Raw genomic sequence first — 26,873 nt, 5'->3', positions numbered from 1 at the left:
GATGGGGGGCTTTTGCTGTTGCTTTCCCATGCTCCAAACAGCCCCCATCCGCCCTTCGGGCGCCTTCCACCCCGAGGGTGCCCAGCCTCGCGAGCGGGACAAGGGGAGGGGAGCTTTTGCGCGATATCGCTCATTGCCCGGTGATCGCGGTCAGCAGGCCGCGCACCTTGGACTCGACGAAGCTCAGCGAGGCGCGGTACTCCAGCGCGGCGCGGCCGTAGGCGGCGCGTTCGGCGTCCGGATCGACGGTGTTGCCGTCCAGGCTGGGCTGGCTGGCCTCGCGGGTGATCTGGAACGGATTGAGGCCGTCGGCGCCCAGCGCGATGTGCCGCGCGTCGGTCACCTGCAGCTGGCCGCCGGCGGAGGACTGGCCCTGCGCCTGGCGTATCGCCGCGTCGAAGTCCAGGTCCTGGGCCTTGTAGCCGGGGGTGTCGACGTTGCTGAGGTTGCTGGCGATCAGCTTCATGCGCTGCTCGCGCAGCGGCAGCGCATCGGCATGCACGCCGAGGTAGGCATTGATGAGGTTGGCCATGCGGCACTCCCGCGGGTCGTTGCCGGGGCAGTTGCAAGCGGCGTGCCAGAACCCCGTGGAAGCGCCCTTTGGAATGTCCCGTGGGAGCGACTTCAGTCGCGATGGGGCTTTACCGGTAGAGCCCCATCGCGACTGAAGTCGCTCCTACGGCGCTCCTACGGCGCTCCTGCAGCGTTTCGAGCACGTGCCCGCCACGCCGTTGCAGGCCGGCTCGTGTCCGCGGCAAGCGCTTCAGGCGGCGGCGTGGGCCTCGACCACCGCCCGCAGCCGCGCCAGCACGTGGTCGGCCAGTTCGTGCGGGCTGTACTTGGCGACGAAGGCATTGGCGCCCACGCGCTCGACCATGGCGTTGTTGAACACGCCCGACAGAGAGGTGTGCAGCAGCACGTACAGCCCGGCCAGTCCCGGGTTGCGCCGGATTTCCGTCGTCAGCGTGTAGCCGTCCATCGCCGGCATCTCGATGTCGGAGATCACCATGGCATAGCGCTCGCACGGGTCCTCGCCGGCGGCCAGCACCTGCAGCAGGTGGTCCAGCGCCTGCTTGCCGTCCGAGAGCAGGGTGGCGCCGACGCCGAGCTGGTCGAGCACGCTGCGGATCTGCTGGCGCGCCACGCGCGAGTCGTCCACCACCAGCACCTGCAGCTGCGGGCCCTCGGACGACAGCGCCATCGCCGGATCGAGCTGGGTATCGGTACGCGACTGGGCGATGTCGGCCAGCACGCTTTCCACGTCGATCACCTGGATCAGCTCGCCCTGGAAGCGCGTCACCGCGGTCAGGTAGCTGGCCTCGGCGCCCAGTTCCGGCGGGGGATGGATGTCCTCCACCGCGATGTTGACGATGCGCTCCACCCCGCTGACCAGGAAGCCCTGCACCGAGCGGTTGAACTCGGTGACCACCAGGTAGCCGGGCGAGACGTCGGCATCGGGTTCGCGCTCGGGATGGCCGATGGCCAGGCCCAGGTCGAGCACCGGCACCGAACGCCCGCGCACGTCGGCCACTCCGGAGAACTGTGCCGGCAGGCCCGGTACCTGGAACAGTTCGGGGCGGCGCAGCACTTCCTGCACCTTGAACACGTTCACGCCAAAAAGCTGACGGCCGCCCAGCCGGAACAGCAGCAGCGCCAGGCGATTGTGTCCGGCCAGCCGGGTGCGCTGGTCGATACGGTTGAGCAGGTCTTGGGACATGCTGGCGGTATCGGCCCGCCCGGCCCGGAACTTGAGCCCGGCGGCGAGGGCGGCCGGCTGCCGTCGCTCGGCGGTGCAGGCGGGGGGAAGTGTCGCTCGTCGCTCCCGCCGCTCCCGCGCGATCGGGAACCCATGTACGTCGTCGCGATCGGCCTCCGAGGCCCGTGGATGATCGACCCCGCTCCCCGTTCGACTGTGGCGAAGCGCCTCGCGCCGCTGCAAAGCGCCTTCCGCGTTCGCGGGAATGACGAGAACCGATGTTTGGCGCGCACGCCGCTACCCCGGTTCCGGGAGTGCCTCGGCACACGAGGGTCTTGCGCTCCCAGGCATTCGACACGGCCTCCGGCACGCGCCTTGCATCGCCTGCGGCATATCCGTCCCATGGAGCCCTCCATGCGCCTGTTCCTGCTGTTGCTGCTGTTCCCGCCGCTGGCGTGGGCGGCCGATTACCAGCCTGTCGAATCGATCCGCGCTGCCGCCCTGGCCACCGTGGGGACCGGTGCGCAGGCCGAGGCCACGCTGGACCCGGCCATGCGCCTGCCGCTGTGCCCGGTGGCGCTGCAGGCCCAGCCCACCGGCACCAGCACGGTCGAGGTCAGCTGTCCGCAGGCGGCCGGCTGGCGTCTGTTCGTACCCTTGAAGGTGCGCCGCAACCAGAATGTGGTGATGCTCGCCCGCGGGCTGGCCGCTGGGGAAACCGTCGGACCGGCCGATATCGTCACCGAGACGCGCGACGCCTCGCGCATCGCCGGCGCGGCCCTGGCCGATCCGGCCATGGCCGTGGGGCGCGTGGCCCGGCGCACGCTCTCGGCGGGCAGCCTGCTGTCGGCCACCGACCTGGTGGCGCCGCGGCTGGTCCGGCGCGGCGACAGCGTCGCCCTGATCGCGCGCCGCGGCGGGGTCGAGGTGCGCATGGCCGGCCGCGCCCTGGCCGACGCCGGCGAGAACGAGCGGGTCACCGTCGAAAACCTGTCCTCGCGGCGCGTGCTGCAGGGGACGGTGGCGGCCAATGGTGACGTGGTGGTGACCAGATGAGTATCGTTCCCCTAAAGTTGCCCGGCGGCGTGCCGTTATCCATCGCGTACCACATAGGATCCGTGTGATGACCCAGAAAATCGAAGGCACCCTGCCCACCGCCGCGGCGCTGCGCAGCGCATCCGTGGGGGCAGCAAAGGCGGCATCCGGTGGCGAAGATCGTTCCCGCCCGGTCGATGCCGTCGCTTCGCCCGACAGCCTGCGCCTGACCGGCGAGGCGTCCGGCCTGCAGGCCATCCAGCGCGAGCTTTCCGCCGCACCGGCGGTCGACAGCGGCCGGGTGCAGGCGGTACGCAGCTCGCTGGAGAGCGGCAGCTACAAGATCGACGCCGACGCCATCGCCAGCAAGATGATCGCCTTGGACCAGCAGCTGGCCGGATGAGCGACAGCCCGCTAGCGTTGCTCGATCGCCTGGACCAGGCGATCGCCGGCGAACGCCAGGCACTGATCGAGCACGACGTGCAGGCGCTGATCCAGGCCACCGCCGCCAAGCTCGAGGCCCTGCGCGCGCTGGAACTGGACGTGCCGCACGGCGCGCACGAGCGCCTGCACGAACTGGCCGAGGCCAACCGCGCCAACGGGGCGCTGCTTTCGCGCCGTCGCCGCGAGGTCAACTGGGCCCTGCGCCAGCTTGGCCGCAGCGAGAGCGCACCGGCCTACGACGCCCGCGGGCAGTCCAGCACAGTACAGGCCAGCCGTTCGATCGCCGTGGCCTGAACGCCATTCGCAGCGCCGGGGACTCCCCGAGCGCCGGCCGTGTCGGCGCAATGCGATCGACCGGCTGCGGGTCTGGGCGGTTCCTCGGCGCCCGGGACCTGTCCGCGATCTTCTGTAGGAGCGACTTCAGTCGCGATGAGGCTTTCCCGGTAGAGCCGCATCGCGACTGAAGTCGCTCCTACAGCTGACTGGCGCTACTTGTCATTCCTGGGTCACGGCGAACGATCGGCAGGTGTGGCATCCACCTTGAGATCGTGGACAGGTTCTCAGGCATGAGGCGGGCCAGGGCGTGCCCCACGTGGCCTCCCACGACTGGCGGATGCGCGCAGCGCGCAGCGACCGTCCGGGGCCGAACCGCGAAGCGGCCTCCGCGGCCGGGCGTCCGCGTACTATGGGTGCTCCCATTCACGATGCCTGCACACGTGAGCGAAGACACCACGACCGGTTCCATCCTCTCCTCGGCCATCCTGCCTTCGCGCCAGACCCTGCTCGGCCTGGGCGACCGGATGATCGAGGGACTGCTGCTGCTGGACGATGCCGGCGACCTGATATTCGCCAACCCGGTGGCCCGCCGGCAGCTGCTCGACGCCGCCGGCGGCGAGGCGGGCAGGGTCGGCGACCGCCTCGATGCCCTGCTGCCGCCCGGCGCACTGGCCCAGGCGCGCAGCCGCGGGGTGTGGACGGGCAGCCTGCCGGTGGGCAAGCGGGTGGTGATCGTGCACCTGTATTTCCAGCCCGATCACAACGGCGGCACCTTCCTGGTGCTGTTCCATGCCATGGAGGGCCAGCAGGACTACGAGCGCGAGCTGCAGCAGCGCCATGCCGAGCTGCGCCAGGCCTATCTGCGGCTCAACGGCACCCAGGAAAAGCTGCTGCAGTCGGAGAAGATGGCCTCCATCGGCCAGCTCGCCGCCGGCGTGGCCCACGAGATCAACAACCCGATCGGCTACGTGCATTCCAACCTGGGCAGCCTGCAGGAGTACCTGCGCAGCCTGTTCACCCTGATCGAGGCCTACGAGCGCGCCTTGCGCGCGCCCGACCCGAAGGCGCTGATCCCGGAGATCGACGACATCCGCCAGCGCTTCGACATCGACTTCATCAGCCGCGACCTGCCGCAGCTGATGGCCGAGTCGCGCGAGGGCATCGAGCGGGTGACGCGGATCGTGCGCGACCTCAAGGACTTCTCCTACTCCGACCGCTCCGAGTCGTGGAAGATGGCCGACCTGCATGCCGGGCTCGAATCGACCATCAACATCATCTGGAACGAGCTCAAGTACAAGGTCACGCTGGAGCGCAAGTACGGCCAGCTGCCGCTGGTGGAGTGCCTGCCGTCCGAGCTCAACCAGGTCTACATGAACCTGCTGCTCAACGCCGGCCAGGCGATCGCCGAGCGCGGCACCATCGTCGTCAGCACCGGGCAGGAGGGCCAGCAGGTGTGGATCGAGTTCCGCGACGACGGCCCGGGCATCGCGCCGGACCTGCTAAAGCGCATCTTCGATCCGTTCTTCACCACCAAGCCGGTGGGCAGCGGCACCGGGCTGGGACTTTCGATCTCCTACAGCATCGTCGACAAGCACCACGGCCGCATCGACGCCAGCAGCGTGCCGGGCGAGGGCGCCTGTTTCCGCATCTGGCTGCCGGTGCGGCAGCCGCGGTGAAGCGGGGATTCGGGATTGGGGATTGGGGATTGGCAAGACTGCCGGATCCGGCTGAATCCGCTCTTGCGAATCCCCAATCCCGAATCCCTATTCCCGGCCGTTACGCAACTCATCGTGCGTCCGGAACGCCTGGCGGATGTGCTCGCGCAGTTCGTCGTCGTTCCACGGCTTGGTCAGGAAGCGGTAGATCGCGCCGCGGTTGATCGCCTCGGTCACCGTGGCCAGGTCGGTGTAGCCGGACAGCACCAGCCGCACGGTGTCCGGGTAGAGCATCTTCACCCGGCCCAGGAACTCGGTGCCGCTCATGTCGGACATGCGCTGGTCGGACAGGATCACCTGCACGTCGTTGGTGGCCAGCAGGTCGAAGGCGTCGCGCACGGTGCCGGCGGCGAGGATGCGGTAGCCGTCGCGGCGGAACAGCCGTACCAGCGAGCGCAGCACGTTCTCCTCGTCGTCGAGCAGCAGCAGGGTGCGGTCCGGGCGGCTCTCGGTGAACGATTCCGGGCGCAGGTAGCGGCGCCGCAGCGCCAGCCCGGCCGACTCGGCCGACATCGGCTCGCCGAACATGTAGCCCTGGAAGGCATCGCAGTCGTTGCGGCGCAGGAACCCGAGCTGCGCCTGCGATTCCACGCCGTTGGCGATCACCGTCATGCCCAGCTGGTGGCCCATGGCGACGATCGCGCGGGCGATGGCGGCCTCGCGGTTGCCGGCCGGCGCGCTCTTGATGAAGCTGCGGTCGATCTTGAGCTTGTCCACCGGGTAGCGCACCAGCGCGCTGAGGCTGGAGTCGCCGGTGCCGAAGTTGTCCAGGCACAGGCTGATGCCCTCGTGGCGCAGGTTGGACAGCGTCTCGTGGACGAAGTTGACGTTGTTGGTCAGCGCGCTCTCGTTGATCTCCAGCGTCACCGTGGCCGGCGGCACGCCGGCGGCCTGCAGCACCTCCATGGTCTCGCCGAAGAAGTTCGGCCGCAGCAGCTGCAGCGTGGAGACGTTGATGGCGATGTTGAAGTCGTCGAAACCCTGGTCGCGCCACTGCCGCGCGTGGCGGAAGGCATGCTCGAGCACCCAGGAGCCGATCTGCACGATCACCCCGAGGCGCTCGGCGGTGCGCATGAAGCGCTCCGGCACCAGCATCCCCAGCGTCGGCGATTGCCAGCGCAGCAGCGCTTCCAGGCCGACGATGCGGCCGTCGCGCGCGCTGACGATGGGCTGGTAGCGCAGCCGCAGTTCGCCGTTGGGGATGGCGTCGACGATCTGCCGGGCGATGATGCTCTCGCTGTGCGCGCTGGACGGCATGTAGGCGGCATGCACGCGCACCAGGTTGCCGCCTTCGCGCGCGGCCTGGTAGGCCGCGTCCTCGGCCTGGTCGAGCAGGGTGGAAAGCGAGCGCGCATGTTCCGGGCACAGGCTCACGCCGATCTTGCCGGTCATGAACAGCGTGTACGGCAGCACCGACAGCGGCAGCTCGATCTGGCGGCGGATGTCCTCGGCCAGGTCCTCCGGGGCGGGGCAGTCGGGCGTGCGCGGCACCGCGATGACCATCTCGTCGCTGCCGTGGCGCCACAGCATGCCGCGCCCGCGCAGGTAGTCGCGCAGGCGCTGCGCCAGCAGCACCAGCGCCTGGTCGCCGATGTCGGCGCTCATGTTCTCGTTGACCGAGGCGAAGTGGTCGATGTCCACGTGCATCAGTACCAGCCCGGTGCCGCCGGACAGCGCCTCGCGCACCATCGCCGCCAGCTCGGGATTGCCCGCGCCCAGGCGCGGCGGAAGTCCTTGCTCGGCTTCGGTCACCGGATTCCACATCGCCGCTCAGGGTTCCTTGGGGTTGTGCTCGCGCAGGGCGGCATAGGGCAGGTACAGCTCGATCCGGGTGCCGGCACCCGGCGCAGTATGCAGGTTCAGTGACCCTCCCGCGGCCTGGGCGCGTTCGCGCATGATGATCAGGCCGAGGCCGCGCGGGCCGTCCGGATCGAAGCCGTCGCCGTCGTCGCTGACCTGCAGGCGCAGGCCGCGGCCGTCCTCGTCGTCCAGGCCGATCCGCACCTCGCCGGCGCAGGCATGGCGCAATACGTTGGTGAGGCTCTCCTGGGCGATGCGGAAGCAGGCCTGCTCGGCCTCCTTGCCGGGGCGCTGCGGCAGCGTGGCGATGTCCACCTGCAGCCGCACCGGCGAGGCGCGGAACAGCATGTTGGCCTGCCAGCGCAGCGCCGCCTCCAGGCCGAGCGCGTCCAGCTGCGGCGGGCGCAGCAGCATCGACAGGTTGCGCAGCTTGCCGACGGTGGCATCGGCCAGGTGGCCGATCTCGGCCAGGTCCTCGTTGCGGCGGGCGTCGTCGTCCTCCTCCATCGCCGCGTGCGCGGACAGCTTCATCGCGGTGATCGCCTGGCCGATGTCGTCGTGCAGGTCGCGCGAGATCGCGCGGCGCTCGTCCTCCTGCAGCGAGAACAGCCGCCGCGCCATCGCCTGCAGTTCGGCATTGCCGGCCGCCAGGGCGTCGCGCATGCGCTCGGGCTCGGTCAGGTCGCGCACGACCAGCAGCCTGCAGTCGCGGCCGCTGTAGCGTACTTCGCCCAGGGTCAGCCCGGCCTGGAACAGCGAGCCGTCGGCGCGGTGCATGCGTGCGGTGACGGTGTCCGGCGGCGGTTGCCGCAGGTGCCCGCGCACCGCGTCCAGGTCGGACGCGGCCACCAGCTGCCGCAGCGGTTCGCCCAGCAGCGCTTCCACCGGATGGTCGAACTGCGCCGCACAGGCGCTGTTGGCATAGATCACCCGTTCGTCGTACAGGATCAGCACCCCGTCGGGCAGTACCCGCACCAGTTCGCGGAACTGGTCCTCGCGTTCGTGCAGCAGGCGGCGCGACTCCTCGTGCTCGGTCACGTCCTGCAGCGTGCCGCGGTAGATCGCGCTGCCGTCCTCCTGCACCACCGGGCCGCCGCGCAGATGGACGGTCCGCAGCTGCAGGTCGGGCGTGGCCAGCGGCAGCAGCACGTCGATCTGCAGGTGGTGGCCGCGCCCGATGTCGTCGATCAGGGCCTCGATGCGGGCCTGGGTGACGCTGTCGGCGGCCACCAGCAGGTCCTGCAGCCGGTGCGCCTGCGGCGGCGAAGGCGGCTGGCGGCCGAGGATGAGATAGGCCTGGTCGGAATAGCGGCCCAGGCCGCTGGCCGGGTCCAGCTCCCACGAGCCGAGCCGGGCGATGACCTGCGCTTCCTCCAGCCGCGCCATCGCCAGGTCGCGGCGCTGCTGGGCCTCTTGTTCGCTGCTGCGGTCGGTGACGATCACCAGGCGCACCAGGCGCCCCTTGTAGCGGATGCAGTTGCCCTGGGTCTCGACCCGGCGCAGGCGGCCCTGGCTGTCGACCAGTTCCTCGCCGGGCAGGCGCCTGGGGGCCCGGTCCCGGCGTATCGCGTCGACCAGGTCGTGCATGCGCGCGGCCTGCTGCGCCGGCCACAGGTCCAGCAGCGTCCGGCCGAGGAGCTGCTCGCGTTCCCAGCCGAAGAACGCCAGCGCGGCGCGGTTGGCCTCGAGGATGCGCAGCGTCTGCAGGTCGTATGCCAGCATCGGGCTGGGGCTGGATTCGAACAGTTCGCGATAGGCCGCTTCGGATTGCTCCTGTGTCGCGCGCGCGGCCGTGGCTCGTGCGACAAAGGGTCGCAGCAGCAGATACAGCAGCAGCGCCGTGGCCACCACGTACAGCAGGTCCTTGGTCGTGTGCAGTCGGAAGATCGCGGCCGGATCGGACGCGATGGCCTGGATCAGCGCGTCGCCCAGCAGGATCCACAGCGCGCCCAGCAGCAGGTAGATCGCGCAGATCCAGCCGACGCCGGGCCTCCATCGCCGCACCGGCGGCGGTGCGGGAAGCGGGCCTGGGGGTGTGGCGGGGGAATCTGTAGGCATGGCCTGGACGGAGGGAGGCAACCGGCAGCCGCCATCTTAACGGCATCCAGGTCGGCTCAATTAAACCCTGGCGCCGCCGCTAACCCCTGCATCCCCGGCTTCCGGGGCAACTGGATATTCGGTGTGGATCGAGGACTCATTGCCAGCCTGCTGCAGCATCCGCTCAACTCGGCGCTGGCCGTGCTGGATGCTGCCGGCCGTCCGCTGGCCGCCAACCGTGCGGCGCAGGCGATGGGGCTGGCCACCACCTTGCAGGCCTATCAGGACCTGCTGGCGCCGATGCGCGAGTCGCTGGCCCGCGGTGGCGGGCAGGCGCCGTGCGTGCTGCCCGGTGGCGAGGAGCAGCGGATCGAGGCCAGCCTGCGCGCGGTCCAGGATGCGCAGGGCCATCTGCTCGCCTTTACCGTGAGCGTGCCCGGCGCGCCCGGCGAGCAGGATGCCAGCCGTTGGGAAATCGCCGTGCAGAGCGCCGGCCACGGCCTGTGGGACTGGGACATCGCCAGCGACCGCACCTATCGCTCCGCACGCTGGGCCGGCATGCTCGGCTACCGGCCCGACGAGGTGCCCGGCAACTCGTCGCAGCTGTTCGAACTGGTGCATCCGGACGACCGGCAGCGGCTGCGCGAGGCGGTGCAGGCGCACCTGGGCGGCGCCACGCCGAGCTATGCCTGCGAGTTCCGCCTGCGCCAGCGCAACGGCGAGTGGCGCTGGGTGCTCGATCGCGGCCAGGTCGTCTCCAGCGCCGGCGACGGCACGCCGCTGCGGATGATCGGCACCCATACCGACATCCACGAGTCCAAGCTGCAGGAACAGCAGTTGCGCGACCAGCAGGCGCTGCTGCACGAGGCCCAGCGCATCGCCAGCATGGGCAGCTGGTCGTGGGACATCGCCCATGGGCAGCTGTGGTGGTCGCAGGAGCTGGAGGCGCTGGTGGGCATCGATGCCCGCCAGGTATCCGGCCTTCGCGGCTGGCTGCAGCATCTGTCGCGCGAATCGGCCATCCAGTTCTGCAGTGCCTGGCGGCGGATGCGCCGCGACGGGCACGTGGTGGACGTGGAAGTGGAGATCGTGCGCGGCCGCGAATCGCCGCTGTACCTGCGCATCTGGGCGCAGCCGATGTTCGACGGCCAGGCGCGCGTGCAGCGCGTGCTGGGGCAGGTGCAGAACGTCAGCAGCCAGCGCCAGACAGACGCCCTGATCCGCTGGCGCACCGAGCTGCTCAACCGGGTTTCCGCGCTGGGGAGGATCGGCGGCTGCGAGATCGAGCTGGTCACGCGGCGCATGCAGTGGACCGAGGAGTGCTACCGCATCCATGGCCTGCGCAAGATGGACATCAGCCTGGACGAAGCGCTGGCGATGTACACCCAGGATTCGCGCGACGCGTTCGAGGCGGCACTGATCAGGATCGCCGAGGGCGGCCTGCCCGAGCAGCTTGAGCTGTGCTTCTACCGGCACTCGGGCCAGCGCGTCTGGGTGCAGGTGCTGGTCGAGCTGGACCAGCGCGAAGGCCTGCCGGCGCGGTTCGTGGTGCTGCTGCGCGACATCACCCACGAGCGCGAGGCCAGCGAACGCATCGAGCTGCTGGCGCACTACGACCTGCTGACCGGCCTGCCCAACCGCTTCCTGCTGCGCGAGCAGGCCGAGGAGGCGATGGTCCAGGCCCGCGAGCGCGGCACCACGCTGGCGATGCTGCTGGTCGACCTGGACGGCTTCAAGAGCATCAACGACTCCTTCGGCCATGCCACCGGCGACACCCTGCTGAAGCTGGCCGCCGGCCGCCTGCACCAGAACCTGCGCAACAACGACCTGTTCGGCCGCTTCAGCGACGACGAGTTCGTGGTGGTGCTGCGCGACCTGGCCGAGCCGGAGGATGCCGGGCACGTCGCGCGCAAGCTGATCGCCGCGCTGGCCGAGCCGCTGCATGCCGGCGACAAGCTGCTCAAGGTCGGCGCCAGCGTCGGCATCGCGCTGCAGGACGAGACGCTGTGCAGCTTCGACAACCTGCTGCGCGCCGCCGACGCGGCGATGTACGCGGCCAAGGAGTCCGGCCGCAATACCTACCACTACTACAGCCAGGACGTGCTGGTGCGGGCGCAGCGCCGGCTGGAGATCGAGCATGCCCTGCATGGCGCGCTCGACCGCGAGGAGTTCTCGCTGGTGTACCAGCCGCTGGTGCATGTCAGCGGCAAGCGCGCGCCCGGCATCGAGGCGCTGGTGCGCTGGCACCGTCCCGGGCAGGGCTACTGCAGCCCGGCCGAATTCATCCCCATCGCCGAGCAGTGCGGCGAGATCGCCCGGCTCGGCGAGTGGGTGCTGGGCGAGGCCTGCCGCCAGGCGGCGGCCTGGCAGCAGGCCGGCATCGCCTTCGACCGCATCTCGGTGAACGTATCGGCCGTGCAGTTGCGCGACCGCGACTTCGGCGAGCGCGTCATCGCCCTGTGCCGGCAGCACGGCCTGGCGCCGGAGCGGCTGGAGCTGGAACTCACCGAGTCGGCCCTGATCCGCGACAGCGACACCCTGCGGCGCTGCTTCGACATGTTCGAGCAGCACGGCATCCTGCTGGCGGTGGACGACTTCGGGACCGGCTTCTCCAACCTGCATTACCTGAACCGGTTTCCGGTGCAGCGGCTGAAGATCGACCGCAGCTTCGTGCAGGAGATGCTCACCGATGCCGGTACCGCCGAGGTGACCCAGGCCATCATCCATCTCGGCCATGCGCTGGGCATGGAAGTGGTGGCCGAGGGCGTGGAGAACGTGCAGGAGCAGGCCATGCTGCTGCAGCAGGGCTGCGACGAGATCCAGGGCTACCTGCATTCGCGGCCGCTGCCGCCGCGCGACCTGGTGCAGTGGATGCGCGACAGCAGCAACCTGCGCGCTGCCGGCCCGGTGCTGGTGCAGGCGGGGAGCTGATTCCGGGCCGGGATGTGCCGGTAACGGATGCAGCCGCCGGGGAGACCGTAGCCCGGTGCAGCGCACCCGGGATGTCCGATGCCTCGGGTGCGCTGCGCTTACCCGGGCTACGCGGTTGCCGGACGATGCTGCTGCATCGCCATCGGGTGCGGATCTGGTCTGGCGAAAGGCTTGGGCGAATCCGCAGTCGGGCCGCGCCCCGGCAGGCGAGCGGCCAACCCGCGAGGCATAGGGCGGGCTTGGCACCGGCGCGGCTTCGCCGCTGCCCGGGGGCCGTCTACACGAGTTCAAGCCGTGGTCGATTCGCTCGCGCCGTGGCACCGTCGCGTCGTCCGCCTTGGCACAGTCCGCGGCGGCGGGCCGAGGCCCACCCTATCCGCCTCGTTCTTCAGATAACGCGAGTGGCTATGTGGGGCAGGGCTGCGATCGGGGAGTCCCGGCGGTCAGCAAAGAAAACCTGGTGGAATGCCAAGGCCCCGCAGCGACCGCAGGCAGTTCAGGATCGATGGATCCGTGCGTTCGTGTCGAGATGGTGAATGCCCAAGGCAGGCCTGGCACTCCATCACATCCGGGTTTCCCGGATTCTTCCTGCCCCGCGTGCAGGAAAGGGGAAGTTGCCTCGTGCTGAAGAGGCACCGCGCAAGACCGAGCCTGGCACCCGAGAACCACAAGGAACGCAGCTGTCAGCGTGCTCAGCAACCGGGCGTGTTGCCGGCGCCGGCTGCCGCGACGGTGGCGGTGGCGGTGGCGCCGTCCAGGCCCAGGTCCCAGCAAAGCTCGGTGAACACCGGGTCGGCCGGTGCGTCTGCCACTGGCAGGCTGCCGGCGAGTTGCCGCAGTTCCGCCTGGGCCGCGATTTCCAGCTGCACCAGCGCCTCGCCGCGGCTGGCTGGCGTCCCGGCCGCTGCCGCCGCTTGCCGGCCTTGCGGCGGCAGGGCGGCGGGGGCTGCGCCGGCGGGGGCGCCGGCAGGTACGGGCGGATCGAAGTGCATGGAAAGACGATATCGGGATGCCGCCGCCGGGGACGGATCCCCCGCGCCTGGCCGGGGAGGAGTGTCCACGGGCAGGCGCGGGATCAGAACAGTTCCACCGTGCCGGCGCCCATGCTCTGCTGGGCCACGGCCTTGTGCGGCGGCTTCTCCCACTCGCTGCGCATCTCGCGCAGGCGGCTGCCGACGCGCTGCAGTGCCGCGATCAGCTCGTGGTCGAGCACGCCGCCGTTGCGCTGCAGCAGTTCCTGCAGCGCAAGCGCTTCCTTGTTGATCGCGGTGAGGCGGTCGAGGTGGCTGTGCGCGCCGCCCAGCGCCTGGGTGGCGATGTCCTCGAACTGCAGGGCCCGCACCGCCTCGGCGACGCTGCCGTCGATGGCACGGCCGCATTCGGAGATCTCGCGCATGCCCTCGCCGAGCGAGGCATTGATCGCGGCCACGTTGTCGAGCATCGTCGCGGCCTCGTTGCGCGCCTCGCGCGAGCGGTCCATGTCGCGCGAGGCCATCTGCGTGACCGTCTCGCGGACCTTGGCGATGGCGTCCTTGGAGCTGTGCGCCAGCTTGCGGATCTGCTCGTTGAAGGTCGTTGAGCGCTCGGACAGGTTGCGCACCTCGTCGGCCACCACCGCGAAGCCGCGGCCGGCCTCGCCGGCGCGGGCGGCCTCGATGGCGGCGTTGAGCGCCAGCAGGTTGGTCTGGTCGGCGATCGACTTGACGTCCTCCAGCAGCGCGAAGATGCCGTCCAGGTGCTGCGCCATCTCGTCGATGTGGTGCACCGTGGTGCTGCTCTGGCCGCTGACCTGTTCCAGTGCCTCCACCAGTTGCTCCATGCGCTGGCTGGCGTGCTGGGCGAAGCGCGCCACGTCCACGCCGGCATGGCCGTCGTCGCCGGCGCGGTCGACGATCCGCGCCACCGCCTGGCCCTGCTGCCGCGACTTGCGGCTCATCGCGTCGAAGCTGCCGCCCAGCCCGGCCACCGCCTGGCGGATCAATTCGCGGGCACGCTCGATCTCGCCGCGCGAACCGTCGATCTCGTTGCCGACGAAGTTGCGCAGCTCGGTCAGCAGCTGGTCCTGCTCGCGCAGGATGCGCGCGTGCTCGGGCGAGCGACGGCTCTGGCTGTAGACGGACCATGCCGCGAACCCCAGCCAGCTGAGGGTCATGGTGGTCAGGATGGCCCAGCGTGCCGCGCCTGGCCAGTCGAAGCCGACCGCGACGGGAAATAGCAGGGTCAGCACCAGAGGAGGGGCCAGACGGATGAGCAGGTGTGAAGACATGGACGTTCTCGGCAGAGTCACGAGTGCTGTATCGGCCATCGCCCGGTCGTCTTTAACCCTTCCGGTGACCTGCATGACATCGTGCCGGGCATGTTGCCGGGCGTTCAGGCGGGGGAGCGGGATTGGGGATTCGGGATTGGAGAGTCGGGAAAGGCAGCAGCAAGGCTTCACCAATCCCCAATCCCGAATCCCCAATCCCGGCTCCTCAACGCAGCGCGCGCGCCACCGCCTCGGCCATGGCGCGCTTGGCGAACAGGAAATCCCAGTAGCTGCCGCCGAGCTGGCGCCACAGCACCGCCGAACGCATCGCCGCCAGCAACAGCGCGCGGATCTCCGAGACCACCCCGGCCTGGCCCAGGTAGTGCGGATTGCCCTGGACCATCACCCGCGGCCGCAGGTGGCTGATGGTGTCGGCATACAGCTTGCCCAGCGCCGACAGCACGTCCGGATGGCCGCTGTCGCCGGCTTCGCGGGCGAGCGGGGCGGTGCGTTCGATGCCCTCGGCCACCGCGCGGGCGGTGGCGGGCGTCTTGACGAAGCGGCGTTCCAGCTGCAGTACCGCCAGCGCCAGCCGCGGCAGCACCGCGTCCTGGGCGCGATTGTTGAAGTAGTCGTTGAGCAGGCGCAGGCCCGGCGCCAGGTCGGACACGTCGCCGTACACCGCCGCCGGGGTGGCGGCATCGATGCGGAACACGCTGTCCATCAGCGTGCGCACCACCGAGGCCTCGGACTGGCCGGTCTCGGCGATGCGCCTGACCTGTTGCAGCGCCTGGGCGATGCCCGCCAGCGCCAGTACGCGTTCTTCCACCGGGAAACTCATCGAATCGATACCTCTTCTGAAAGGGAAGCCATGCCCAGCGGCATGGGCGCGTCGGTGGTGGCGATCACCGCTCCGCCCAGGCACTGGTCGCCGTCGTAGAGCACCAGCGACTGCCCGGGGGTGACCGCACGCTGGTCGCGCGCGAAGCGCACGCTGACGCTGCCATCGTCCTCGACGGCGACCGTGCATGGCTCGTCGGGCTGGCGGTAGCGGGTCTGCGCGGTGCAGTCGAAGCGGCGCGCCGGCGGGCTGCCGGCCACCCAGTGTGCAACTTCCGAGCGCAATCGGCGCGACTGCAGCCAGGGGCTGTCGCGGTCCTGGTCCACGTACAGCACGTTGGCGGCCACGTCCTTGCCGACCACGTACCACGGCGCGGCGGGCCGGCCGCGTACGCCGCCGATGTTCAACCCCTCGCGCTGGCCCAGGGTGAAGTAGAACACGCCCGGATGGTCGGCGATGTAGCGGCCCTGCGGATCGCGGATCTGCCCGCTCCTGGCCGGCAGGTAGCGTCCCAGGAACTGGCGGAAGTCGCGCTCGCCGATGAAGCAGATCCCGGTGGAATCCTTCTTGGCATGGGTCGGCAGGCCGGCGTCGCGGGCGATGCGGCGCAGATCGGTCTTGTGCAGGTCGCCGATCGGGAACAGGGTCGCGGCCAGTTGTTCCTGTCCCAGCTGGTGCAGGAAATAGCTCTGGTCCTTGCCGTGGTCGGCGCCGCGCAGCAGCCGCCAGCGGCCGCCGTGGCGGTCGATGCGCGCGTAGTGGCCGGTGGCGATGCGCTCGGCGCCGAGTTCGCGCGCCGCATCGAGGAAATGCTTGAACTTGACCTCGCGGTTGCACAGCACGTCGGGATTGGGCGTGCGCCCGGCGGCGTACTCGGCCAGGAAATGCTCGAACACGCCCTGCCAGTACTCGCTGGAGAAATCGCGGAAATGGAACAGGATGCCGAGCACGCCGCACACCGCCACCGCATCGCGGCGGTCGTCCTCGGCGCGGCACTGGCCCGTGCCGTCGTCGGCCCAGTTCTGCATGAACAGGCCGGCCACCGCCTCGCCCTGCTGCACCAGCCGCCAGGCCGCCACGGAGGAGTCCACGCCCCCCGACACCCCGACCATGATCCGCGACGCGCTCATCGCACCTGTTCCACCAGGGAAAGCGGGAAGCGGCGTCCGCCCAGCCAGTCGGCCGCCGCCTGCCATACCAGCGGGCTGCGCAGCCGCGGCCCGGCGGCGCGCAGTTCCTGCGGCGTCATCCACAGCGCGCGCACGATGCCCTCGTCCAGCGTGCGCGCCGGATCGTGCGCCAGCGGATCGGCAGCGAAGGCGAAACGCAGGAACTGGCGGCCGCCGGCGGCCTGCCACTGGTAGCAGCCGATGAAGGCGGTCAGCCTGACCTGCCAGCCGGTTTCCTCCAGGGTCTCGCGCAGCGCGGCCTGCTGCAGGCTTTCGTCCGGCTCGAGGTGGCCGGCCGGCTGGTTCAGCACCAGCGTCCCGCCGATCGACTCTTCCACCAGCAGCAGCCGGCCATCGCGCACCACCACCGTGGCCACGGTCGCCTCCGGCTTCCAGATGTGCTCGCCGCCCATCTACAGTGCGTCCCTGTCGCCGGACAACTCGATCTCCATGTCGTCGGCGGTCTGCGCGGCCACGTCGATGGCGGCCTCCAGCGTCGCCGCGTCCACGTTGTCCGGCAGCTTGATCACGAAGTACAGGACGTCGCCGGCCAGCTCCCAGCTGCCGATCTTCCTGAGCCGGCTGTCGGCCAGCAGCTCCAGCGCGCGCTTGCCGTCGATGCCGTCGGCCTGCACCCGTCCGGCCGGTGCGAACACCTCGCGCACGGTCATGCCCCTGACCGAGGTGGTGCTGCCGGAGATGAACACCAACTGGCTGCGCCCCTCGTTGTCGTAGGCGAACACGACCTTGTAGTCGCCGTCGTCGTCGCTTTCGAAATCCAGGCCGCGCGCCGACAGGCGCGCCTCCACCGAGGCGTCTGCGGCAAGCGCGGGAGCGGCGCCGCCGGCCAGGCAGGCCAGCACGGCGGCCGGGACGGCGGCGTGGAGTCTCATATGTAGCGGTGTCGGTTCGGAACAGGAACGCATTGTCGCCGCCGATCCGCTGCCGCGTCCACGCCGCCGGCGTCCGGCACGGGCAGGGCAGCCCCTATAATTGTCCGATGCCCCGCAAGACATCATCTCCCGATCTGGACCACGGCGTACTGGTGGAAACCGGCAAGCCCGAAGTCGCGCCGCCACCGCTTTACCAGGTAATGCTGCTGAACGACGACTACACCCCGATGGACTTCGTGGTGACCGTGCTGCAGCAGTTCTTTTCCATGGACCTGGAAAAGGCCACCCAGGTGATGCTGCACGTCCATACCCGCGGGCGCGGGGTCTGCGGGGTCTATACCCGCGAGGTGGCCGAGTCCAAGGTCGCCCAGGTCAACGAGTTCTCGCGGATGAACCAGCATCCGCTGCTGTGCACCATGGAACGGCTGTGAGCGCAGGCGCGGCGCCCGGGGCGCCACGCTAACGCCATCTGAACGCAGCGATCCGGTAGGGTTGTGGAAATCGCGGGTACAGGCCGCATATTGTCTGCAACTGCCGTCGGAGTAACCCATGTTCAGCAAAGACCTCGAGCAAACCATCGGCCAGTGCTACAAGCGTGCCCGTGAAGCCCGTCATGAGTTCATGACCGTCGAGCACCTGCTGCTGGCGCTGCTCGACAACCCATCCGCCCAGGCCGTGCTCAAGGCCTGCGGCGCCGACCTCGCGCGGCTGCGCGGCGAGCTGGAGGAGGCCATCGAGGCCTCGGTCTCGCGCCTGGCCGAGGACGACGGCCGCGACACCCAGCCCACCCTGGGCTTCCAGCGCGTGCTGCAGCGCGCCGTCTACCACGTGCAGTCCTCCGGCAAGAAGGAGGTCACCGGCGCCAACGTGCTGGTGGCAATCTTCGGCGAGAAGGACTCGCATGCGGTGTACTTCCTCAGCCAGCAGGACATCACCCGCCTGGACGTCGTCAACTACCTGTCGCACGGCATCGCCAAGCTGGGCGAGGAGGGCGATGCCGCGTCCGCGGCCGAAGGCGAGGGCAAGGCCGAGGCGGGCGAGGGCGAGGCCAAGGGCGATGCCCTGGCCGAGTACGCCAGCAACCTGAACGAACTGGCCCGCGAGGGCCGGATCGACCCGCTGGTCGGGCGCGCCGACGAGATCGAGCGCACCATCCAGGTGCTCTGCCGCCGCCGCAAGAACAACCCGCTGTACGTGGGCGAGGCCGGCGTGGGCAAGACCGCGATCGCCGAAGGCCTGGCCAAGCGCATCGTCGAGGGCTCGGTGCCCGAGGTGCTGGCCGACGCGGTGATCTACTCGCTCGACCTGGGCGCGCTGGTCGCCGGCACCAAGTACCGCGGCGACTTCGAGAAGCGCCTGAAGGGCGTGCTGACCGCGCTCAAGAAGGTACCCAACGCGGTGCTGTTCATCGACGAGATCCACACCATCATCGGTGCCGGCTCGGCCTCGGGCGGCACCATGGACGCCTCCAACCTGATCAAGCCGGCGCTGGCCTCCGGCGAGCTGCGCTGCATCGGCTCGACCACCTTCCAGGAGTACCGCGGCATCTTCGAGAAGGACCGCGCGCTGGCGCGGCGCTTCCAGAAGATCGACATCGTCGAGCCGACCACCGGCGAAACCTACCAGATCCTGCAGGGCCTCAAGCCCCGCTACGAGGCGCACCACAACGTCACCTACGCCGACGACGCGCTGCAGGCGGCGGTGGACCTGTCGGTCAAGCACATCGGCGACCGCCTGCTGCCGGACAAGGCGATCGACGTCATCGACGAGGCCGGCGCGCGCCAGCGGCTGCTGCCGGAGGGCGAGCGCAAGGAGCTGATCGACATCGAGGAGATCGAGACCATCGTTGCCAAGATGGCGCGGATCCCGGCCAAGCAGGTCAGCGCCACCGACAAGGACGTGCTGCAGCACCTGGAGCGCAACCTGAAGATGGTGATCTTCGGCCAGGACCCGGCGATCGAGACCCTGTCCTCGGCGATCAAGCTGGCGCGCTCGGGCCTAGGCAACCCGGAGAAGCCGATCGGCAACTTCCTGTTCGCTGGCCCCACCGGCGTGGGCAAGACCGAGGTGACCAAGCAGCTGGCGCTGCAACTGGGCATCGAGCTGGTCCGGTTCGACATGAGCGAGTACATGGAGCCGCATTCGATCAGCCGCCTGATCGGCGCGCCCCCGGGCTACGTCGGCTTCGACCAGGGCGGCCTGCTGACCGAGAAGATCGTCAAGACCCCGCACTGCGTGCTGCTGCTGGACGAGGTGGAGAAGGCGCACCCGGACATCTTCAACATCCTGCTGCAGGTGATGGACCGCGGCGTGCTCACCGACACCAACGGGCGCGAGGCGAACTTCAAGAACGTGATCCTGGTGATGACCACCAATGCCGGTGCCGCGCAGGCGTCGCGGCGCTCGATCGGCTTCACCCGGCAAGACCACTCCACCGACGCGATGGAAACCATCCGCCGCAGCTTCACCCCGGAGTTCCGCAACCGCCTGGACGCGGTGGTGCAGTTCCAGCCGCTGGGCTTCGACCACATCCTGCGGGTGGTGGACAAGTTCCTGATCGAGCTGGAGGCGCTGCTGCAGGAGAAGCACGTCAGCGTGTCGAGCACCCCGGCCGCACGCGACTGGCTGGCCCAGCACGGCTTCGACCCACTGATGGGCGCCCGCCCGATGGCGCGGGTGATCCAGGACAAGGTCAAGCGTCCGCTGGCCGACGAACTGCTGTTCGGCAAGCTGGTGGGCGGCGGCCGCGTCAGCATCGACGTCAAGGACGGCGAACTGGTGGTGGAGGCGCAGGCCGAACCCGAGCGCCTGCTGCCTGCCACGGTGGAATGACGGGCATGCGAAAGCCTCCGCGCGAGCGGAGGCTTTCGTCTTGCACCGGACCTATCGTAGGAGCGACTGGTAGGAGCGACTTCAGTCGCGATTGGGCTTCACCTGGAAAGCCCCATCGCGACTGAAGTCGCTCCTACAGCACGCAAGCACTGCGTGCTTACTTCATGCGGTAGGTGATGCGCCCCTTGGTCAGGTCGTACGGCGTCATCTCGACCTTGACCCGGTCGCCGGTCAGGATGCGGATGTAGTTCTTGCGCATGCGGCCGGAGATGTGGGCGATGATCTCGTGCCCGTTCTCCAGCTTGACCCGGAAGGTGGTGTTGGGCAGCGTCTCGCTGACGGTGCCTTCGAATTCGATGGAATCGTCTTTCGACATGTAATCCTGTGCGGTTTCGCGGGTGGCCCCGATGGGGCTCAAGAGCGAGGATTTTACGCCGCGGTGGCCGCAGACGCAAAGTTTGCGTTAACCGGCGTCAATAGGCGCCCGCAACCGCCAGGTCGCTGGCCGGCAGGATGCCGAAGGCCTGGCGCCAGTCGCCGGCCGGCGTTGCCGGCATCTGCACCAGCCGCCGCACCTCCGCCAGGAACTCCGGCCGCGGCCAGCGCTGCGCGCCCAGGCTCAGCAGGTGGTCGTTCTCGACCTGGGCGTCGATCAGCGGCCAGCCCCACTGCCGCAGGCGCAGCGCCAGCGCCGCCAGCGCCACCTTGGAACCGCCGCTGCGGGCGCTGAACATGCTCTCGCCGAAGAACATCCGCCCCAGCGCCACGCCGTAGATGCCGCCGGCCAGCTCGTCGCCGGCGAACACCTCGACCGAATGGGCATGGCCCAGGCGATGCAATTCCACATAGGCCTCGCGCATCCGCGCGGTGATCCAGGTGCCGTCCTGGCCGCGGCGCGGGATACGGGCGCAGGCGTCGATCACTTCGGCGAAGGCGCTGTCGGCGCATACCCTCCAGCCGCTGTGGCGCAGGCCGCGGCGGAACCGCGTGGACAGCCTGACCCCATCGGTACGGAACAGCGTGCGCGGGTCGGGCGACCACCACAGGATCGGCTGGCCCTCGGAGAACCACGGGAAGATGCCGCCGGCATAGGCGACGAGCAGCCGCTGCGGCGACAGGTCGCCGCCGATCGCCAGCAGCCCGTCCGGCTCGTGCAGCGCCAGTTCCGCAGGCGGGAAGGGCGACGCGGGATCCTCGTCGAGCAGGAAGGGCAGGCGGCGTGTCATGGCTGCATTCTATTCGGCGCCCGGCCGGATCCCGTGCGTTGTGGATATGGATGGACGCATGCTCGGGATAGTGAACTCGTCGTCCCAGTGAAGGACTACTGTCCGAAGAATCGCCGCTGGGACACCGAATGCCCGGAACGCAAGGCTCTCGGCGTGCCTGGGTACTTTCGGAACCCGGATCGAGACTAATGCGCTGAACCTTACTTCTCGTCATCCCCGCGAAAGCGGGAAACGCTTTTCAGCAGCCGAATGGCTGATCATCCAAGGACGTTCGCGCAGATCGCGGCTACGCCCATGGGCTTCGGTTTGCACGGAAGCGACGATCGGAGTTTCCCCGGACAGTAGTTCGCGCAGGCGGGGATCCAGTGCCTGTGGCTTGAAAGGTGCAGCTACCGGGAAATTGCGTAGCGGGCTGCTCATCGCGCAAGTCGCTGGGTCCCCGCCTGCGCGCGGACGACGAGTTCACTGTTCCGAACGTGGGCCACGCCACTTCGGCCGACAACTGTCCGATCCTGAGTTTTCTCCGGACAGGAGTGCGCGCAGGTGGGGATCCAGGGACGTTCGTGCAGATCGCAGCAACGTCCATGGGCTCCCGCTTACGCGGGAGCGACGAGTGGAGTTTTCCCCGAACAATAGTGCGCGAACGCGGAGACGACGGGTTCAGGCTTTGCGGGTGTCGGAACGACGGCTTTCCGCGGGAATCAAGGCTGCGTTTGATTCGAAGAAACCCCTTCAACACACGCATCCACGGCCCGGAACGGCGAATGCCGGCCGATGTCGGCGGCATAGCGCCGCACCGACATGGCCTCCTCGCCGCACCAGCGCGCCAGCGCCTCGCGGAAGGCCGGGTCGGCGATCCAGTGGCGGCTGTGCACCAGCGCCGGCAGGAAGCCGCGGGCGACCTTGTGCTCGCCCTGCGCGCCGGGCTCGAAACGGGCCAGGCCTTCGCGCAGGCAGTAGTCGATGCCCTGGTAGTAGCAGGTCTCGAAATGCAGGCCCGGCAGGTTCTCGCCGCCCCAGTAGCGGCCGTACAGGGTGTCGCCGCCGCGCAGGCACAGCGCGGCGGCCACCGGGACGGCGCCGTCGAAGGCCATGAACATCACCAGGCTGCGCGGCATCGTGCGCGCCAGGTGTCCGATGAATTCCGGCGTCAGCGCCGGCGAGTTGCCGTAGTCGTCGAAGGTCTTCAGGTAGAAGCCGTGCATGGCCTCCAGCTCGGCCTCGCCGGCCTCGTCGCCATGGATCGTGCGCAGCTCGATGCCGGCGCGACAGACCTTGGCGCGTTCCTGGCGGATGTTCTTGCGGTGCTTGTGGTCCATCGCCGCCAGGTAGTCGTCGAACGTGCGCCAGCGGCCGGGGTTGCGCCAGTGGTACTGCACGTCGAGGCGCGGCAGCCAGTCCCGCGGGAACAGCGCGTCCTCGCCCGGCAGCGGGAAATTCACGTGCGCCGACGACAATTGTTCGCTCTCGACCAGTCCCTGCATGGCCCGCAACAGCGCCAGCCGGCCGGCATCGTCGCGCGCCAGCAGGCGCGGGCCGGTCACCGGCGAGTAGGGCACCGCGCACAGCCACTTGGGAAAGTAATCCTGGCCGTAGCGGGCATAGGCATGCGCCCAGGCGTGGTCGAACACGAACTCGCCGTGGGAGTTGTCCTTCAGGTACCCCGGGGCGGCGGCGACCAGTTCGTCGCCCTGCCAGAGCGTCAGGTGATGCGGCGTCCAGCCCCACGAGGGGCGCAGGCAACCGGTCAGTTCCAGCCCGCACAGGAAGGCATGGCAGACGAACGGATTGCCGCCGTCGTGGAGGGCATCCCAATCCGCCGCGGGTATGCACGAAAGCGAGGGAATCAGGCGTACGACTGGCATGCGGACAGGGTAGTCGATCGCCGCCATCGCGGGCACTCGGTCTCGAGCTACGGTGATCGCGACCGTAGAGCCGAGCTTGCTCGGCTGGGGATCTACCGGGAAGGCTTCAGCCGAGCGAGCTCGGCTCTACGAGAGAAGGCGCGCCGCGATCGCCGGTTCAGCCGTTCGCGTCCAGGTAGCGCTCGGCATCCAGCGCGGCCATGCAGCCGAAGCCGGCCGAGGTGATCGCCTGGCGGTAGTGCTGGTCGGCCACGTCGCCGGCGGCGAACACGCCTTCCACCGAGGTCTGGGTGGCGTTGCCGCCCAGGCCGGAGCGGATGTCCAGGTAGCCGTTGTTCATCGCCAGCTGGCCTTCGAACAGGCTGGTGTTGGGATGGTGGCCGATGGCGACGAAGAAGCCGTGGGCGGCGATGTCGCGGGTGCTGCCGTCCTCGACCGAGCGCACCCGTACCCCGGTGACGCCGGCGTCGTCGCCCAGCACCTCCTCGATGGTGTGGAACCACACCGGCTCGATCTTGCCCTCGGCCACGCGCGCATGCAGCTTGTCCTGCATGATCTTCTCCGCGCGCAGGGTGTTCCGGCGGTGTACCAGGTAGACCTTGCGGGCGATGTTGGACAGGTACAGCGCTTCCTCCACCGCGGTGTTGCCGCCGCCCACCACCACCACGTCCTGGCCCTTGTAGAAGAAGCCGTCGCAGGTGGCGCAGGCGGACACGCCGCGGCCCTTGAAGGCTTCCTCGGAGGGAATGCCCAGGTACTTGGCGGTGGCGCCGGTGGCGATGATCAGTGCATCGCAGGTGTACACGCCGCCGTCGCCCTCCAGCCGGAACGGCCGCTGCGACAGGTCGGCGGTATGGATGTGGTCGAACACCACCTCGGTCTCGAAGCGCTCGGCATGGGCCTGCATGCGCGCCATCAGGTCCGGCCCCATCACGCCGGCGGCGTCGCCCGGCCAGTTGTCCACCTCGGTGGTGGTCATCAGCTGGCCGCCCTGTTCCAGGCCGGTGATCAGCAGCGGCTTGAGGTTGGCGCGGGCGGCATAGACGGCCGCGGTCCAGCCGGCGGGGCCGGAACCCAGGATCAACAGGCGGGAATGCTTGGCGGGGCTGGTGGAAAGGCTCATGTACACTCGCGGAAGAAGGAAAATACGGCGCCGCCACGGCTTGCCGCGGCGTTCGGCGAGGCCATAGAGTGGCGGTCCGGACAGGGCGAATCAAGGCGCGCGGATGGAACTGCGTGGCCCGGCAGCCTGCCTCGCGTTCCGCCCCCGCTGCAGTGGATGGCGGCCGGGCGCGGATTGGGCGGCAATGCGCCGGAGCCGGGCACGGCGTTGCCACGGCAGCTGAAATGGCAGTCCATTTCGTTTATTATCAAATACTAACGAAGTATTCCTAAGGTTCGGTAAAAAGGTGGCGAAACAGCTTCCGGAGCGCAGCAAGGCGAAGGGCGAAGGCAAGACGGCCGCGCGCAAGAGCACACCGGCCAACCCCCGACGGCAACGGCTTTGGCGCGACCTGGCGCTGATCGCGATCGCGCCGCTGCTGCTGTACCTGCTGGCCAGCCTGTTCACGTACTCGGCGGCCGACCCGGGCTGGTCGCAGACCGGCAGCGTGGTCGCGCCGGTGCACAACATGGGTGGCAAGTTCGGCGCGTGGATCGCCGACGTGCTGCTGCAGCTGTTCGGCTACGTGGCCTTCCTGCTGCCGCTGGTGCTGGGCGCGGTGGCGTGGATCGCCCTGTTCGGCATGGACAGGGAAGGGCAGGGCGAGGCCGACCTGGGCCCGGCGCTGCGGCTGGTCGGCATCGTCGGCTTCCTGATCGCCGGTACCGGGTTCCTGCACCTGCGCCTGTTCAGCGGCGACGTCGCCCAGGCCGGCGGCATCCTCGGCCGGCTGGTGGGCAACTCCCTGGGCAGCGGCTTCGGCGCGCTGGGCGCCAACCTGTTCGTGCTGGTGCTGCTGCTGGCCTCGATCACCCTGGCCACCGGGCTGTCGTGGCTGGCGCTGATGGAGCGCATCGGCCGCGGCGTGCTGGCGCTGGGGCCGCTGCTGCAGCGGGGCAGCAAGCAGGCCAACGAATGGCAGAAGACCCGCGCCATGCGCGAGGAACGCGAGGAAGTGCGCAAGACCGACGCCGTGCAGCGCGCCAAGCGCGAGCCGGTCAAGATCGAGCCGCCGGCCGCGCCGGTGGTGGAGAAGAGCGAACGCGCCAAGCGCGAGCAGCAGATCCCGCTGTTCCACGGCACCGGCGGCGACCCGTCGGGGCTGCCGCCGCTGGCGCTGCTGGACGATCCCAAGCCGCAGCCCAAGGGCTACGACGAGGAGACGCTGGAGACGCTCTCGCGCCAGATCGAGTTCAAGCTCAAGGACTTCCGCATCGACGCGCAGGTGGTCGGCGCCTATCCCGGCCCGGTGATCACCCGCTTCGAGATCGAGCCGGCGCCGGGGATCAAGGTCAGCCAGATCAGCTCGCTGGACAAGGACATCGCCCGCGGCCTGTCGGTCAAGTCGGTACGCGTGGTCGACGTGATCCCGGGCAAGTCGGTGATCGGCCTGGAGATTCCCAACGTCACCCGCGAGATGATCTTCCTGTCCGAGCTGCTGCGCTCGAAGGAGTACGACAAGTCCGCCAGCCCGCTGACGCTGGCGCTGGGCAAGGACATCGGCGGCCGCCCGACGGTGGCCGACCTGGCGCGCATGCCGCACCTGCTGGTGGCCGGCACCACCGGCTCGGGCAAGTCGGTGGCGGTCAACGCGATGGTGCTGAGCCTGTTGTACAAGGCCAGCCCCAAGGAACTGCGGATGCTGATGATCGACCCGAAGATGCTCGAGCTGAGCGTCTACGAGGGCATCCCGCACCTGCTGGCGCCGGTGGTCACCGACATGAAGGAGGCTGCCAACGGCCTGCGCTGGTGCGTGGCCGAGATGGAGCGCCGCTACAAGCTGATGAGCGCGGTGGGCGTGCGCAACCTGGCCGGCTTCAACAAGAAGGTGCGCGAGGCGCAGGATGCCGGCCAGCCGCTGATGGACCCGCTGTTCAAGCCCAACCCGGAACTGGGCGAGGCGCCGCGGCCGCTGGAGACGCTGCCGTTCATCGTCATCTTCATCGACGAGTTCGCCGACATGATGATGATCGTCGGCAAGAAGGTCGAGGAACTGATCGCGCGGCTGGCGCAGAAGGCGCGCGCGGCCGGCATCCACCTGATCCTGGCCACCCAGCGGCCGTCGGTGGACGTGATCACCGGCCTGATCAAGGCCAACATCCCCACCCGCATCGGCTTCCAGGTCAGCTCCAAGATCGACTCGCGCACCATCCTCGACCAGTCCGGCGCCGAGGCGCTGCTGGGCAACGGCGACATGCTGTACCTGCCGCCGGGCACGGCGATGCCCGAGCGCGTGCACGGCGCCTTCGTCGGCGACGACGAGGTGCACCGGGTGGTCGAGCACCTCAAGGCCAGCGGCCCGGTGGAATACATCGAGGGCGTGCTGGACGAGGTGCAGACGCTGGGCGACGGGGTGGTGGTCGGTGCCACCGGCCTGCCCGAATCCAGCGGCGGTGGCGGCGACGAGTCCGACCCGCTGTACGACGAGGCCCTGCGCATCGTCACCGAAACCCGCCGCGCCTCCATCTCCGGCGTGCAGCGGCGGCTGAAAATCGGCTACAACCGCGCCGCCCGGCTGATCGAGGCGATGGAGGCGGCCGGCGTGGTCAGCGCCCCCGAGCACAACGGCGACCGCTCGGTGCTGGCGCCGCCGCCGCCGAAATGACGCCAGTCCTTCAGGAGCGACTGTAGGAGCGACTCCACGTGGCCGCCGGGCCATCAGTCGCGATGAGGCTTTACCGGGAGAGGCCTCATCGCGACTGATGG

Annotated in this window: 23 protein-coding genes; 8 read left to right on the top strand and 15 right to left on the bottom strand. The window is 69.3% G+C overall.

Annotation, left to right across the window (positions count from 1 at the left end; translation table 11 throughout):
* Window positions 1–130 precede the first annotated feature (130 nt).
* Both flgB and LRX76_RS17700 read right to left on the bottom strand, forming a co-directional pair.
* Entirely contained in the window at window positions 131–532 is a 402-nt protein-coding gene (flgB, locus tag LRX76_RS17705) for a flagellar basal body rod protein FlgB (protein ID WP_231806953.1), read from the bottom strand.
* A 231-nt stretch (window positions 533–763) separates the two neighbouring features.
* Window positions 764–1,717, bottom strand: coding sequence for a chemotaxis protein (locus LRX76_RS17700; protein WP_231806952.1), 954 nt, complete (start codon window positions 1,715–1,717; stop codon window positions 764–766).
* A 393-nt stretch (window positions 1,718–2,110) separates the two neighbouring features.
* Here LRX76_RS17700 and flgA point away from each other — a divergent pair, with 393 nt between their 5' ends.
* From flgA to LRX76_RS17680, 4 genes are all read left to right on the top strand, one after another.
* Complete coding sequence (flgA, locus tag LRX76_RS17695) at window positions 2,111–2,752, top strand: flagellar basal body P-ring formation chaperone FlgA (RefSeq protein ID WP_231806951.1); 642 nt, start codon at window positions 2,111–2,113, stop codon at window positions 2,750–2,752.
* A 67-nt stretch (window positions 2,753–2,819) separates the two neighbouring features.
* Complete coding sequence (flgM, locus tag LRX76_RS17690) at window positions 2,820–3,134, top strand: flagellar biosynthesis anti-sigma factor FlgM (RefSeq protein WP_231806950.1); 315 nt, start codon at window positions 2,820–2,822, stop codon at window positions 3,132–3,134.
* Window positions 3,131–3,469, top strand: a complete 339-nt coding sequence (locus LRX76_RS17685; RefSeq protein ID WP_231806949.1) for a flagellar protein FlgN — start codon at window positions 3,131–3,133, stop codon at window positions 3,467–3,469. Before flgM ends, LRX76_RS17685 begins: the two co-directional genes overlap by 4 nt.
* Window positions 3,470–3,975: 506 nt before the next feature.
* Window positions 3,976–5,127, top strand: a complete 1,152-nt coding sequence (locus LRX76_RS17680; protein WP_231806965.1) for an ATP-binding protein — start codon at window positions 3,976–3,978, stop codon at window positions 5,125–5,127.
* Between the two features lie 87 nt (window positions 5,128–5,214).
* On the opposite strand, the gene LRX76_RS17675 is transcribed toward LRX76_RS17680, so the two are convergent.
* Both LRX76_RS17675 and LRX76_RS17670 read right to left on the bottom strand, forming a co-directional pair.
* Window positions 5,215–6,930: an EAL domain-containing protein gene (locus LRX76_RS17675; RefSeq protein ID WP_231806948.1), complete on the bottom strand. Its 1,716-nt coding sequence runs from the start codon at window positions 6,928–6,930 to the stop codon at window positions 5,215–5,217.
* A 6-nt stretch (window positions 6,931–6,936) separates the two neighbouring features.
* Window positions 6,937–8,970 carry a PAS domain S-box protein gene (locus LRX76_RS17670; RefSeq protein WP_231806947.1) on the bottom strand — a complete coding sequence of 678 codons (2,034 nt, stop codon included), beginning with the start codon at window positions 8,968–8,970 and terminating at the stop codon, window positions 6,937–6,939.
* Between the two features lie 177 nt (window positions 8,971–9,147).
* On the opposite strand from LRX76_RS17670, the gene LRX76_RS17665 reads away from it, so the two are divergent.
* On the top strand, window positions 9,148–11,934 hold the full coding sequence (locus LRX76_RS17665; protein ID WP_231806946.1) for a bifunctional diguanylate cyclase/phosphodiesterase: 2,787 nt from the start codon (window positions 9,148–9,150) through the stop codon (window positions 11,932–11,934).
* Window positions 11,935–12,626: 692 nt separating this feature from the next.
* On the opposite strand, the gene LRX76_RS17660 is transcribed toward LRX76_RS17665, so the two are convergent.
* From LRX76_RS17660 to LRX76_RS17635, 6 genes are all read right to left on the bottom strand, one after another.
* The gene (locus LRX76_RS17660; protein WP_231806945.1) at window positions 12,627–12,926 is read right to left on the bottom strand and encodes a hypothetical protein; all 300 of its coding nucleotides are present in this window, start codon (window positions 12,924–12,926) and stop codon (window positions 12,627–12,629) included.
* 83 nt (window positions 12,927–13,009) lie between these two features.
* Entirely contained in the window at window positions 13,010–14,200 is a 1,191-nt protein-coding gene (locus LRX76_RS17655) for a methyl-accepting chemotaxis protein (protein ID WP_231806944.1), read from the bottom strand.
* Between the two features lie 205 nt (window positions 14,201–14,405).
* Entirely contained in the window at window positions 14,406–15,020 is a 615-nt protein-coding gene (gene hflD, locus LRX76_RS17650; RefSeq protein ID WP_231806943.1) for a high frequency lysogenization protein HflD, read from the bottom strand.
* A complete protein-coding gene (gene mnmA, locus LRX76_RS17645; RefSeq protein WP_231806942.1) occupies window positions 15,017–16,150 on the bottom strand; it encodes a tRNA 2-thiouridine(34) synthase MnmA in 1,134 nt (377 codons plus the stop codon). The genes hflD and mnmA overlap by 4 nt, the downstream gene beginning before the upstream one ends.
* On the bottom strand, window positions 16,147–16,602 hold the full coding sequence (locus tag LRX76_RS17640; RefSeq protein WP_231806941.1) for an NUDIX hydrolase: 456 nt from the start codon (window positions 16,600–16,602) through the stop codon (window positions 16,147–16,149). Before LRX76_RS17640 ends, mnmA begins: the two co-directional genes overlap by 4 nt.
* The gene (locus tag LRX76_RS17635; RefSeq protein WP_231806940.1) at window positions 16,603–17,082 is read right to left on the bottom strand and encodes a hypothetical protein; all 480 of its coding nucleotides are present in this window, start codon (window positions 17,080–17,082) and stop codon (window positions 16,603–16,605) included.
* 107 nt (window positions 17,083–17,189) lie between these two features.
* Between LRX76_RS17635 and clpS the strand changes: the two genes are divergently transcribed.
* Both clpS and clpA read left to right on the top strand, forming a co-directional pair.
* Window positions 17,190–17,513, top strand: coding sequence for an ATP-dependent Clp protease adapter ClpS (gene clpS / locus LRX76_RS17630; protein ID WP_231806939.1), 324 nt, complete (start codon window positions 17,190–17,192; stop codon window positions 17,511–17,513).
* Between the two features lie 118 nt (window positions 17,514–17,631).
* Window positions 17,632–19,914 carry an ATP-dependent Clp protease ATP-binding subunit ClpA gene (clpA, locus tag LRX76_RS17625; protein ID WP_231806938.1) on the top strand — a complete coding sequence of 761 codons (2,283 nt, stop codon included), beginning with the start codon at window positions 17,632–17,634 and terminating at the stop codon, window positions 19,912–19,914.
* A gap of 157 nt (window positions 19,915–20,071) precedes the next feature.
* Here the strand turns inward: clpA and infA are convergent, their stop codons facing one another.
* The 5 genes from infA to trxB all read right to left on the bottom strand — a co-directional run bounded on the left by infA (window position 20,072) and on the right by trxB (window position 24,128).
* The gene (infA, locus tag LRX76_RS17620) at window positions 20,072–20,290 is read right to left on the bottom strand and encodes a translation initiation factor IF-1 (RefSeq protein ID WP_004425677.1); all 219 of its coding nucleotides are present in this window, start codon (window positions 20,288–20,290) and stop codon (window positions 20,072–20,074) included.
* Window positions 20,291–20,387: 97 nt separating this feature from the next.
* Window positions 20,388–21,140 carry a leucyl/phenylalanyl-tRNA--protein transferase gene (aat, locus tag LRX76_RS17615; RefSeq protein ID WP_231806937.1) on the bottom strand — a complete coding sequence of 251 codons (753 nt, stop codon included), beginning with the start codon at window positions 21,138–21,140 and terminating at the stop codon, window positions 20,388–20,390.
* Between the two features lie 210 nt (window positions 21,141–21,350).
* The gene (locus LRX76_RS17610; RefSeq protein ID WP_231806936.1) at window positions 21,351–21,560 is read right to left on the bottom strand and encodes a hypothetical protein; all 210 of its coding nucleotides are present in this window, start codon (window positions 21,558–21,560) and stop codon (window positions 21,351–21,353) included.
* A gap of 281 nt (window positions 21,561–21,841) precedes the next feature.
* A complete protein-coding gene (locus LRX76_RS17605; protein WP_231806935.1) occupies window positions 21,842–23,005 on the bottom strand; it encodes a GNAT family N-acetyltransferase in 1,164 nt (387 codons plus the stop codon).
* 157 nt (window positions 23,006–23,162) lie between these two features.
* Window positions 23,163–24,128 carry a thioredoxin-disulfide reductase gene (trxB, locus tag LRX76_RS17600; protein WP_231806934.1) on the bottom strand — a complete coding sequence of 322 codons (966 nt, stop codon included), beginning with the start codon at window positions 24,126–24,128 and terminating at the stop codon, window positions 23,163–23,165.
* A gap of 286 nt (window positions 24,129–24,414) precedes the next feature.
* Here trxB and LRX76_RS17595 point away from each other — a divergent pair, with 286 nt between their 5' ends.
* Complete coding sequence (locus LRX76_RS17595) at window positions 24,415–26,772, top strand: DNA translocase FtsK (protein ID WP_231806933.1); 2,358 nt, start codon at window positions 24,415–24,417, stop codon at window positions 26,770–26,772.
* Window positions 26,773–26,873 lie beyond the last annotated feature (101 nt).

Source organism: Stenotrophomonas sp. MMGLT7 (assembly GCF_021168555.1).
Classification (GTDB): domain Bacteria; phylum Pseudomonadota; class Gammaproteobacteria; order Xanthomonadales; family Xanthomonadaceae; genus MMGLT7.
This window is presented reverse-complemented; position numbering and strand designations above follow the sequence as displayed.